The organism is uncultured Bacteroides sp. (assembly GCF_902472605.1).
Taxonomy (GTDB): domain Bacteria; phylum Bacteroidota; class Bacteroidia; order Bacteroidales; family Bacteroidaceae; genus Phocaeicola.
Genome location: NZ_CABROP010000001.1, coordinates 96,752 through 109,474, shown reverse-complemented (window position 1 = coordinate 109,474; position 12,723 = coordinate 96,752). Strand labels below are relative to the sequence as shown.

The 12,723-nt window shown below is 48.7% G+C and carries 7 protein-coding genes; 6 read left to right on the top strand and 1 reads right to left on the bottom strand.

The window, feature by feature from the left end:
* Window positions 1-13: 13 nt before the first annotated feature.
* A complete protein-coding gene (locus RDP42_RS00400; RefSeq protein WP_308762078.1) occupies window positions 14-664 on the bottom strand; it encodes a PASTA domain-containing protein in 651 nt (216 codons plus the stop codon).
* Window positions 665-1,069: 405 nt separating this feature from the next.
* Here RDP42_RS00400 and RDP42_RS00395 point away from each other — a divergent pair, with 405 nt between their 5' ends.
* The 6 genes from RDP42_RS00395 (at window position 1,070) to RDP42_RS00370 (ending at window position 12,703) form a co-directional block, all read left to right on the top strand.
* Window positions 1,070-2,269 (top strand): SAM-dependent methyltransferase, encoded by a 1,200-nt coding sequence (locus RDP42_RS00395; protein ID WP_308762077.1) that lies wholly within the window; start codon window positions 1,070-1,072, stop codon window positions 2,267-2,269.
* Between the two features lie 185 nt (window positions 2,270-2,454).
* Entirely contained in the window at window positions 2,455-3,132 is a 678-nt protein-coding gene (locus RDP42_RS00390) for an ABC transporter ATP-binding protein (RefSeq protein WP_022352824.1), read from the top strand.
* Window positions 3,133-3,144: 12 nt separating this feature from the next.
* The gene (locus tag RDP42_RS00385) at window positions 3,145-5,520 is read left to right on the top strand and encodes an FtsX-like permease family protein (protein WP_308762076.1); all 2,376 of its coding nucleotides are present in this window, start codon (window positions 3,145-3,147) and stop codon (window positions 5,518-5,520) included.
* Between the two features lie 50 nt (window positions 5,521-5,570).
* Window positions 5,571-6,461, top strand: coding sequence for a GIN domain-containing protein (locus tag RDP42_RS00380; protein ID WP_308762075.1), 891 nt, complete (start codon window positions 5,571-5,573; stop codon window positions 6,459-6,461).
* A 411-nt stretch (window positions 6,462-6,872) separates the two neighbouring features.
* Window positions 6,873-8,690: a sugar-binding domain-containing protein gene (locus tag RDP42_RS00375; RefSeq protein ID WP_308762074.1), complete on the top strand. Its 1,818-nt coding sequence runs from the start codon at window positions 6,873-6,875 to the stop codon at window positions 8,688-8,690.
* A gap of 65 nt (window positions 8,691-8,755) precedes the next feature.
* Window positions 8,756-12,703 (top strand): two-component regulator propeller domain-containing protein, encoded by a 3,948-nt coding sequence (locus RDP42_RS00370; protein WP_308762102.1) that lies wholly within the window; start codon window positions 8,756-8,758, stop codon window positions 12,701-12,703.
* The last annotated feature ends 20 nt before the right edge of the window (window positions 12,704-12,723 follow it).

The following is a 12,723-nucleotide window of genomic DNA, read 5'->3' as shown; positions in this document are numbered from 1 at the left end:
CGATTTGTGGAGGTTAGAACCAAGAGTCATCCACTTCAGCTTCGCTGCTGGAAGATGCCCCTTCACTTATCATTACTTGTGTAGAATCCATGGCCAGTGAATCGCGGATGGCTGTATTGCCCACACACAAAGTCAGCATGGCCTCGTGGGGAACCTTGTCTCCGCTCATCAGGCTTCTGCCACGGTATTTGATGCCGTAAATCCAGTCTTGCTCACCCGAAACATATTCCGGTTCCGTCAAGCGGAAGCCCATGGCTTTTAATTTTGCTTCTGCCTGGCGCAGCGAACTGTTGTCAATCAAATCGGGCAGTTTTACCAGAGGTACCTTCGACGTGGTGATGGTCAGATAGATGGTACGTCCTTCTTTTACACGTGCGCCTCCCGCCGGATTCTGATCCAGAATCATTCCGTCGGGGAGTCCCTTCACATAACTGGAGTCTACTACCAGCCCTTCCAGCTTTTGGTTGTGAAGAGCCAGTTGCGCTTCTCCCAAAGTCTTGTTTTTTACGTTGGGCACCACATAGGCTTCTCCGTGGTGTGTATAGTGGTCGAGCCAGAGCAGCGTGCCCCAGCATGCACCGATAACTACGACAATCATGGCTATCAGGTTCAGCCAGAAAAAGCGGTTCTTCTTAAAGGAAAAGAATTCTTTCAGGGTTATCATGTTACGTCAAAGTCTATAATCGAGGCAAAGATATAACATTTTGTTGGAATACGGGGGAGTTAGGGGTGAAACCTATGTCTTTTTAACATGAAAACAAGCACTTGCAGCAGAAAGAGTGCAAGGGAAGGCGATGAAAGATACGGAAAGCAAGTGTGGAGAGAAGCAACCTTTTTCTTAATGCCTTTTAAAGCACAGGGTAAACTTCTTAATCTATGTTATAAAACATGCGTAAACGCGCACAATACTTGCATAATTCCAGAAAGTCCGTACCTTTGCATCGTGTTTTTCATAGTATTAGATTTAAGGTTAACAAAGGTTGGAGTTCAGCGGAACTCCTTTTTTTATGCCTTTTTCTGAACGAAAGGAAAAACGACAGCTTGTACAGACGCTTATAAGAACAGAAGAATGGCTGAACTTTCACCCGAAACGCTCCAGTTTATTCGTGCGCACCGTACAGAGGATGTGCGTACGTTGGCTTTGCAGGCCCGCAAATATCCGCAGGTGGATATGGCGGCGGCTGTGGTGCAGATTGCCGGCTGGCAGATTGCCGAGAAGAAAGTGCCCCTTTGGGCGCAGACCGAAGGCATCCGGTATCCGGCCCACCTGTCCATGGAACAGTGCTCCTCGGAAATCACGGCCCGCTACAAGGCTTCCTGGCTGAAGGGCGATACGATGGCCGATTTGACGGGCGGACTGGGGGTAGACTGTTCTTTCCTAGCACGGAACTTCCAAAGAGTGGACTACGTGGAGCGGCAGGAAGTGCTTTGTGAACTGGCCCGCCACAATTTCCCCTTGCTCGGCTTGCCGCAAGTCACGGTGCATGAGGCGGATGGCGTGGATTATCTGCAGCAGATGGAACCGGTGGATTGTTTGTTTCTGGACCCGGCCCGTCGCGACAGTCAGGGAGGAAAGACCGTGGCCATTGCCGACTGTGAACCGGATGTGCAGAGGCTGGAGCCGTTGCTGGTAGAGAAAGGACGCACGGTGGTGGTGAAACTTTCGCCCATGCTCGACATTTTTTCTTCGCTGCGGGAGTTGAAATACATCCGTCAGATTCACGTAGTGGCTGTGAATAACGAGTGCAAAGAGTTGCTCGTAGTGCTCCAAAAACCGGAAAAATCCGCTCCAGAAGCCTCCGGAGAGGTGTGGATAAGTTGTGAACAGGCTGTTAATAACTTTTTGACGGAACCGTTTGTCTTTACTTATGCACAGGAGAAAGAAGCCCGTTGTTCGCTGGCGGAAGAAGTGGGGAATTACCTTTATGAACCGGGGGCGGCTTTGCTGAAAGCAGGACCTTACCGCCTGTTGGGAGCGCGTTTCGGCCTCCAGAAACTGCATGTGAACAGTCATTTGTATACATCGGAGGCATTAGTCGACTTTCCGGGACGTCGTTTCCGGGTGCTGGAAGTGTCTGGTTTCGGGAAGAAGGAACTGAAACAGATGCTGCAAGGAGTGGACAAGGCCAACCTGACCGTACGCAATTTTCCGGCATCAGTGGCGGAACTTCGGAAAAAATGGAAATTGAAGGAAGGTGGCGATGTGTATCTGTTTGCCACTACCTTGGAAGGCGACCGGCACGTGGTCATCAAATGCGTCAAGGCATAACCTCTACTCGAAAATTGTCAAAAAATCATACAGCGGGTGTCTAAAAATTAGACACCCGCTTTTTTTAGGTATTTCATTCTTTGTTGATAATCAGTTGTTTAAAAGATTGGCACGGACTTTGTATAGGATTTAGTGGAAAATAAAGTTCCAAAATGAAAATATGAATCCTATAAAACGATAAAATTATGATTAAGATTGAAAACCTGACAAAAACGTTCCGTACCACGGAAGTAGAGACACTGGCACTGAATAAAGTAAGTTTGGAGGTAAGAGACAAGGAATTTGTAGCCATCATGGGACCTTCCGGATGCGGAAAGTCTACCTTATTAAATATTATGGGTCTGCTGGACAATCCGACTTCGGGAAGCTATTTTCTCGACGGAAAAGAAGTGGGCAGTCTGAAAGAAAAAGACCGTACCAACGTGCGCAAGGGAAACATCGGTTTCGTGTTCCAGAGCTTCAACCTGATTGACGAGTTGAACGTGTTTGAGAACATCGAACTTCCGCTGACGTACCTGAAGGTGCCTTCTGAAGAACGGAAACGCCGGGTGAATGAAATCATGCAGCGGATGAACATCAGCCACCGTGCAAAGCACTATCCGCAACAGCTGTCCGGTGGTCAGCAACAGCGTGTAGCCATTGCCCGTGCCGTGGTTTCCGGACCGAAGATTATCCTGGCCGACGAGCCGACCGGTAACCTGGACTCCAAGAACGGACAGGAAGTGATGGAACTGCTGACCGAACTGAATAAGGAAGGAACCACCATTGTGATGGTGACACACAGCCAGCGTGATGCGGGTTTTGCCGGACGTGTCATCAACCTGTTCGATGGCCAGATTGTGGCTTCTATCGCGGAAATGTAAAAATAGTGCTTTATGAAACGTGCATTGAAAGGACTGTTTCGAAAAGGAGAGGCCAATGTGGTCAAGATTGTCTGCCTGAGCGTGGGACTGGCCATCGGCTTGGTCATGCTGGCGGAGGTCATTTTCGAACGGTCGTATGATAATTTTCTGCCGGGGTTGAAAGAAACCTACCGGGTGGAAGAACGCTACAAACAGAAAGGTACCGACTGGAGGGAGCACGCGCAGACTCCTGGTGCCATCGGACCGGGGTTGCAGCGCTATTGTCCGGCGGTGGAAGTGGCCACCCGTTTCACGGGGATTGGGTCGATGACGCTGACGACGGAAGACCATAAAGAACTGGATGGGCAGGCTTATTTCTGCGACAGTACCTTCTTCCGGGTCTTCCCGCGGAAACTGCTGATGGGCGAGGAGCCTTATACGGGGTTGGAAAAGGCCAACAATGCGTATATCTCTTCCAAACTGCTGGAGGTGGCAGGCGAACAGATTATCGGGAAAACCTTGTCGTGGAAACAATACCCTGAGTTCCATGTGACCGTGGTCGGGGTGTTCGAGGCTTTTCCCGAGAATACCCATCTGCCACAGATGGATGTGCTCATTGCCCTGCCGACCATCGGGCAGGTGGCTTACGATGGAACGAACAACTGGTTGGGAAATGACCGCTACAAGACCTATGTCCGCTTGCGGAAAGGGAGCACTCCAGATGACTTGAAGGAAGGTATGGACCGCATGCTGGAAGCGAATCATGTGACGGAAGAACTGTCTCAGTCGGGGACGAATCTTGAATTTTCTCTTCGCCCCGTAGCCGAAATATTCACCTCGTCCGATTACAACCGCATTATGAACATCGTGTTTCTGAGTTTTGCGATTATCATGTTGCTGGTGGCTGTGCTGAACTATATTCTGCTGGTGGTTTCGTCCATGGTGAGCCGTGCCAAGGCCATTGCCACTTACCGTTGCTACGGGGCCGGGAGCGGCGACATTTACCGGATGATTCTTTCCGAGTCGTTGCTGCACGGACTGATCAGTCTGGCTCTGGCCGTATTGATTATTTTCGGCTTGCAGGATTTCCTGCAAGAACAGATAGGACACAGTCTGGAGTCGCTTTTCCCCTTGTCTACCGTATGGGTCTGTCTGGCAGTAACGGCCGGAGTGATTTTGCTTTGTGGAGTGATGCCGGGCTATCTTTATACCCGTATACCGGTGACCTACGCTTATCGCCGCTACACGGAAAACAAGCGGAGGTGGAAGCTGGGACTGCTGTGCTTGCAGTTCGTGTTGACCACATTCTTTGTCTGCCTTCTGACGGTCATCGGCTTGGAGTATAACACCTTGATGAATTTCAATCCCGGATTTGAATACCGGAACACCTTGTATGCCGACCTGTCGGGCTCTAAGATGGTGGAGCGGGAACGCTGTGTGCAGGAGTTGAAAAAACTGCCGGAGGTAAAGGCGGTTACCTGGGGCTACCAGCTCCTGTCGGAGCGTTGCAGTGGAAACAATGTGTACAATCCGGAAACAGGAGAAGAATACATGAACATTGCCGACATGTATTATGTAGGTCCCGATTATCACAAGGCTTTCCGGATTCCAGTCATCGAAGGAAATTTGTTTACCCCTACGCTGACAGATTCCTTGTCGCAGCAGGTGATGGTGAGCCGTCAGTTCGTGGAACGCATGAAAACACTGGCCGGATGGACAGGCTCTCCCATTGGGAAGTCGGTATATATTACCGAACATACCGAACGTGGAACGGTGGCCATTGTTTGCGGGGTGTACGAAGAAATCCATTTGGGCTCTCAGGTTTTGGAAGAGCATGACGAGCGTCCTACGGTGATGTTCTATCGAAATAGACCTTCGGGTTATTTATATGTAGCGTTGAACCGGATGTCGCCCGAGGCCATGAAGCAAGTGCAGCAGGTGGTCGACCGAACGGTTGCTTCCCAGCAGTTGAAGGTGTACAGCCTGTCGCTGGAGATGGGCAACTTGTACAATGGAGTGTTGCACGTGCGCAACAGTGTACTTTTTGCAGGCTTGTGTATCCTGATCATCGCCTTGACAGGACTGGTGGCCTATGTGCGCGACGAAGTGTCACGCCGTCGGGCGGAAATCGCTATCCGCATCATCCACGGGGCTTCCATGGCCGACGTGCAGAAAATCTTCCTGCTCGATTTGCTGAAGATTGCGCTTCCGGCTGTAGTGATTGGGGCCTTGTGTGCCTGGAAGGTCGGCGAACAGCTTTTGCAACTGTTTGCGGTGAAAATCGACCTCACCTGGTACCTGTTTGCCGGATGTATGCTGATTGTTTGCGTAATTGTTTGGCTGGTGGCCTTCGGACTGGTATGGAAAGCTGCCCGTGCCAATCCCATGGAGAATTTAAGAACAGAATAAAATAAGATGAAGTAAAAAATAATTGGAGGTAAAGACTTATGAAAATTGGAATGAATATACTCACATTGGCATGTGCCATGGCATGTTTCAGCTGTATGGGAACTGCCCATACCGTTCAACCGAGTCAGAACTATCAGACGGAACGTCGTACCCTCGGGAATATACAGGAAGTGTCTACGCTCTCTTCTATCGATGTGGTGTATCACCAGACTTCCGGACAGCCGTATGCGGAAATCTATGCATCCGACAATGTAATGCCCTACGTGGTGTTGAAGGAGTCGAAAGGGGCGTTGAGTGTGTATTATCAGGAGGGTACCAGTATCCAGGGAGAGAACCGTTGCCGGGTAGATGTATATGCGCCGTCTGTCAGTCGCTTTACGACGATGGCTTCCGGTGACATCGCCATTCCCAAAGGACTGCGTACGGAAGGAGGTATCCGTTTCCAGACGAATGCCAGTGGTGACATTGAATGTTCCACGGTGCAGTGCGGCAGTTTTGAGGCAGAAACCAATGCCAGTGGCGATGTGGAGGTACAGGAAGTCAACTGCAGGAAGTTGCAGGCTCGCATCAATGCCAGCGGCGATATGAAAATCAATAAAGCGGTGTGCCGCGATGCGGCCTTGGCGGTCAATGCGTCCGGCGATTTCATCCTCTCCAATCTACAGTGCCAGGAAACTTTGGAAGGTACGGTCAACGGCAGTGGCGATATGTTGGTATCGGGCCGTTGCCTGAAGGCCGTGCTTCGTGACAACGCTTCCGGTGATTTGGATGCCGGCAGCTTGAAAGCCGAGGAAGTGGATGCAGCCGTCCATGGTTCCGGTGATTTGTCTTGCCGGGCTTCCCAGAAACTTACGGCAAAATCCTACGGCAGTGGCAACTTGGTATATGCCGGTAACCCTTCGCAGGTGACAAAGGAAGGAAAAAATATTTATAGCAAATAAACATAGAAAATCTCTTTTAAAGTTAAGTAGGGTGAAAGGTCCGTGAGGTTCTTTCACCTTTTTTTGTGTCCTGACGGTACGCGGATGTGTCGCAAGAAATGGAAGGTCTTGCAGCAAACAAACTGTTTGAATGGGGAAACGCAAGAGAAAAGAGTGGAAAAACTCGTGCTATGTTTTATGTTTTCCGAGGCGGAAACGTATGTTTTCCATTCGCGAAACGTACGTTTCTCCGTGCGAAAACGTACGTTTCCCACAAGAGAAACGTAAAAACTGCCAAGGTGTATGTGGCATTTTGCGCGTTCGTTTGGTAATTGAAGTGATATTTGCCTCTTATTTTCTATTTTTTGGTAGAATCGTTTTATCTGAGTGGATAGTTATGTCTTATTTTTGTACATCTTAAAAATAATATCAATGAAAAATGTATGGTTATTGCTCGCCTTTTGGGGAGCTTTTGCAGTGCAACTGCATGCGCAATGGAAAATGGTGGATGGGAAAATCCGTACACAATGGGCCGAACAGGTGACACCCGAAAATGTGTGGCCTGAATATCCGCGTCCGATTATGGAACGTGAAGACTGGAAAAATCTGAATGGATTGTGGGATTATGCCATTGTAGAGAGAGGCAAGCACATGCCTGCCACGTTCGATGGACAAATTTTGGTACCTTTTGCCGCTGAGTCTGCTTTGTCGGGAGTCGGCAAGACGGTCGGTGCGGAAAAGGAATTGGTCTATCGCCGCTCGTTCGACATTCCTTCTTCGTGGAAGGGGAAAAAGGTACTTCTGCATTTTGGGGCAGTAGACTGGAAAACGGATGTGTGGGTGAACGGAGTGAAAGTGGGCAGTCATACCGGAGGTTTTACTCCTTTCTCTTTCGACATCACGGAAGCCTTGCAAGGCAGGGAAAATACCCTGATGGTGAAAGTCTGGGACCCGACCGACCAAGGCTATCAGCCGCGAGGAAAGCAGGTGTCCCGTCCCGAAGGCATCTGGTATACTCCTGTCACTGGAATCTGGCAGACAGTTTGGTTGGAACCGGTCAGTGAATCTTATATTCAAGACCTGCGAATCACACCAGATATCGACCATTCATTACTTTCCGTACAGGCGGTGGTGAATGAGGCTACGTCAAAAGACTTGGTAGAAGTGAAAGTTTTTGACGGACGGAAACTGGTGGCACAAGGGAAGAGTATCAACGGAGAGTGTGTACAGATTGAAATGCCGGAAGACGTCAAATTATGGTCACCGGACAGTCCTTTCCTTTATACGTTGAAGATTACCCTGAAACAAGGTGGAAAAGTGAAAGATGAAGTGGCCAGCTATGCCGCTATGCGGAAATATTCTTCCCGTCGCGATGCGAACGGAATTGTACGCCTGGAACTGAACAACCAACCGTTGTTTCAGTTTGGTCCGTTGGACCAGGGCTGGTGGCCGGACGGATTGTACACGGCTCCTACCGATGAGGCTTTACGGTACGATATTCAGAAAACAAAGGATTTCGGTTTCAACATGATACGCAAGCACATCAAGGTAGAACCTGCCCGCTGGTACACGTATTGCGACCAGATGGGAATTATCGTATGGCAGGACATGCCGAGCGGTGACCGCAATCCTGAATGGCAGAACCGGAAATATTTTGAAGGCACGGAAATGAAGCGGAGTGCCGAGTCGGAAGCCTGCTATCGGAAAGAATGGAAAGAAATCATGGATGCCTTGTATTCTTATCCGTGCATCGCGACCTGGATTCCTTTTAATGAGGCATGGGGACAGTTCAAGACTCCTGAGATTGTGGAATGGACCAAACAATACGATCCGACCCGTCTGGTTGATCCGGCCAGCGGAGGAAATCACTACACCTGCGGTGACATGCTGGACTTGCACAATTATCCGGCTCCAGAGCTGTACTTGTATGATGCACAGCGGGCTACGGTGTTAGGAGAATATGGAGGTATTGGTTGGGTAGTACCGGAACATATCTGGGAACCTGACCGTAACTGGGGATATATCCAGTTCAACTCTTCCAAGGAAGTGACCGATGAATATGTGAAATACGCGGAACAGTTGTACAACCTGATTCCGAGAGGCTTTTCGGCGGCCGTATACACACAGACCACGGATGTGGAAGTGGAAGTAAACGGGCTGATGACCTACGACCGCAAAGTCATCAAGGTAGATGAAAAGCGGGTCAAAGCCATCAACCGTAAGTTGTGCGAGTCATTGAGTAAGAAATAAGCGAGGTAAAAAAATATGTGTACCTTTGTACTATGAGGAAGAAGCAATCTGTTTTATATGGCATAATGGTAGTCTTGTGGCTCTTCTGCTTTGCAGGCGGAGAGCTACAGGCTGCCTCTTCCTATTATTTCCGGACATTGGGAATCAATGAAGGTCTTTCGCAGAGTACGGTAAATACCATTCTGCAGGACCAGGAAGGATTTATGTGGCTGGGTACAAAGGATGGGTTGAATTTGTACGACGGACAAGAGTTCCGGGTTTTTCGGAAAGAGAACTCTTCGTTGGGTAACAATATCATAACGGCCTTGTGCGAGGACCGCGAGGGATATATATGGGTCGGTACCGATGCGGGAGTCTATATTTACCAGCCGGTTCGGGAGAAGTTCTTGCGCTTGGACGAGTTGGCTGAGTCGTTGGATGAAAATATTACGCGTTCGGTGACGTGGATTACGGCCGATTCGCGCGGAAATATCTGGATTTCGGCCGATAATCAGGGATTGTTCTGCTATGAGAGGCAGAAAAGACACCTGAAACGATACATCTCCTGTGGTGAGCCGGGAACTTCGAACGTGACGAGTTTCTGGTTTGATGCCGGGAAATTATGGGTGGGCCGTTACGAGGATAACTTGTATTATTCGGAAGATGGCACTTCTTTTCAAGTCTTTCGGGACGCCGATGGAAAAGAAACATTCAAGGGGTTGGTCATCAACTTCTGTACGAAGGGATTGCATAATAACCTGTATGTGGGTTCTTCAAAAGGATTGATGGAGATAAACCTGACCACCCGTAAGGTCCGGAAGCTGTTGGATGAATATGTACGCAGCATTTGTTTCTATTCGGATACTGACTTGTGGGTGGGTACCGAACAGGGACTGTATATTTACAATATCGGGACCGGGCAATTTGTGCATCTGACCGTGCCGGAGACAGATGAACGCTATGCACTTTCCGACAATGCGATTTACAGTGTGTACAAAGACCGTGAAGGGGGGATGTGGGTCGGCTCCTATTTTGGTGGAGTGAATTATTATCCGTATCCGTACACGTATTTTGAAAAATATTATCCGCGGGAAAACCTGCGTTACATGGGGCGGCGCGTCCGTGAATTTTGCGAAGGGAATGATGGCACCCTGTGGATTGCAGAAGACAAGGGCTTGTTTCATTTCAATCCGGCCAATGGGGAGATTGTACCTTTTCTTCATGCGGAATTAGGACATAATATACACGGCTTGTGTCTGGACGGGAACAGCTTGTGGGTAGGCACTTTTGCCAACGGGTTAAGCCGTATCGATTTGCGGACAAAGGCTTTGACACATTACAGTAAGGGGGAGGCCTCCAATACGCTGAACTCCGATAATGTGTTTTCTATTTGCAAGACAAGTACAGGTGATATCTGGATTGGAACCACTTCGGGCTTGTTGCGTTATAACCGTTCGACAGATGATTTTCAGCGGATGGAAGAACTGGAGAATGTGTTTGTGTACGACATCCTGGAAGACAGCCAGGGCAAATTATGGATGGCTACCTATTCTGATGGAGTCTTTTGTTATGATTTGCCCCGCAATCATTGGAAGCAGTACAAGTGGGTGCCGGGCGACCGTACTTCTTTGCCTTACAATAAAGTAATCAGCATTTTTGAGGATAGCCATAAGCAGTTATGGTTCATGACACAGGGAGCCGGTTTTTGCCGTTTCTGCCCGAAGTCGGACAACTTTGTCTGCTATGACATGTCGCAAGGTTTCCCCAGCAATATCGTCTATCGGATGGTGGAAGACAAGGACGGAAAACTGTGGCTGACCACGAACAAGGGGTTAGTTTCCTTTCAACCGACTACCGGGGAGAAGCATGTGTATACCACGGCAAACGGATTGCTCAGCAACCAGTTTAATTATCAGTCCGGATTAAGAGCTCGGGATGGGGCTATCTATATGGGAAGTGTAGATGGATTTATCGTTTTCCATCCGTCTGCGTTCGTCGAGAATAAGCAGGTGTCTCCTGTGGTACTGACCGACTTTTTCTTGTGGAACAAGCGGTCATTGGTGGGTGAGAAGTCATCTCCTCTTTCCCAAAGTATCACCTATTCGGACCGGATTGACCTGAATGCCGGACAGAATTCATTTTCACTGAGGGCATCGGTCTTGAGCTATCAGGCTCCCTCGTCGAATGTGGTGATGTATAAATTGGAAGGTTTTGACAAGGAATGGTACACCTTGGAAGAGGGAAACTCAAAAATAAGTTACTCGAACTTGCCTTATGGCACCTATACCTTGCGGGTGAGAGGGGCCAACAGCGACGGTATCTGGAATCCGCAAGAACGTATGCTGAAGATACAAGTACATCCTCCTTTTTATTTGTCCTGGATGGCTTATACCGTTTATGGCATATTTTGTGTGGGACTTGTGTTGTGTGGAGTCTATTATATCTACAAACGGAACCACCGCAAGCATTTGCGGGCTATGGAAATCTTGAAGTACGAGAAGGAACGTGAACTGTACGCGGCCAAGATTGACTTTTTTACCAATGTGGCTCATGAGATACGTACTCCGCTTACCTTGATTAAGAGTCCATTGGAGAATGTGTTGTCGTCTTCGCACCTGGATGAAAGTGTGAAAGATGACCTTGAGATTATGGACCTGAATACCACTCGGTTGTTGGATTTGGTCAATCAGTTGCTGGATTTCCGGAAGACAGAGACAAAAGAAGTCAGGCTGAACTTCATGGAGTATGATTTGTCGGGCTTGTTGCAGAAAATATATAAACGTTTTACCCCCTTGGCGCGTGAAAAGAACTTGAAGTTTACGCTTGATATGCCGGAGGGTCTGCATGTTTCGGTCGACAAGGAAGGATTCACGAAAATTGTCAGTAACTTGTTTACCAATGCCCTTAAATACGGTGCTACTTATATTCTGGTGAAAGTGCAGGTGGAAAAGGAAGAAGGTCTGTGGCAGTTGTCAGTGGAAAATGACGGACCGGTGGTTCCCTTGAATGAACGGGAAGAAATCTTCAAACCGTTTAAACAATATCGCGAAGGTAACGCACAGGTGCAAGGTACGGGAATCGGGCTGGCATTGGCACGTTCTCTGGCCGAACTGCATGGAGGTAAATTATGGATGGACAAGGATTTGCACTGCAACCGTTTTCTTCTTGAGCTTCCCTTGTGTCATGAGCAGACCTTGACTTTACCTTATACGGAGGAAGAAGAAAAGGTGGCTGTGCCCGTATCGGGAGAGGAAAAGCCGGTTTCACAGCCCGACACTTTCCATTATACCCTGCTGGTGGTGGAAGACCATGCGGAGATGCGCCGGTTCTTGCAGAAGCAGCTTTCGGACACGTATAAAGTGCTGACGGCTGCCAATGGAGTGGAAGCGTTGAAGGTGCTGAAGGAATCTATTGTCAATCTGGTTCTTTCGGATGTGATGATGCCGGAGATGGATGGAATGGAGTTGTGCAACGTCATCAAGTCGGATTTGGACTACAGCCATATCCCGGTGGTACTGTTGACAGCCAAGACCACTTTGCAATCCAAGATTGAAGGTATGCAGATGGGGGCGGATGCTTACGTGGACAAACCTTTTTCGATGGAATTCCTTCGGGCGTGTATTCTGAACTTGTTGAAGAATCGTGAACAGCTACAGGCTGCTTTCATGCATGCGCCTTTTGTACAGACGAACAGCATGGCCATCACCAAGGCCGACGAGGAGTTTCTGAAAAAAATGAATGAGGTGGTACAAGCCAATATCCAGAACCCTGACTTTAATCTGCTGGACATGGCCGAACAACTGTGTATGAGCCGTTCGAGCCTGAACCGTAAGATAAAGGGAATCTTGAATATTACTCCCAATGATTATATCCGCATTGAACGTTTGAAGAAAGCAGCCCAGCTTTTGAAGGAAGGCGATTGCAAGATTAATGAGGTGTGTTACCGGGTCGGTTTCAATACGCCTTCTTATTTTACCAAATGTTTTCAAAAGCAGTTTGGTATGCTGCCGAAAGAGTTCTTGAATGAAAAATAAGGTCGTAGGGGAAGAAATTG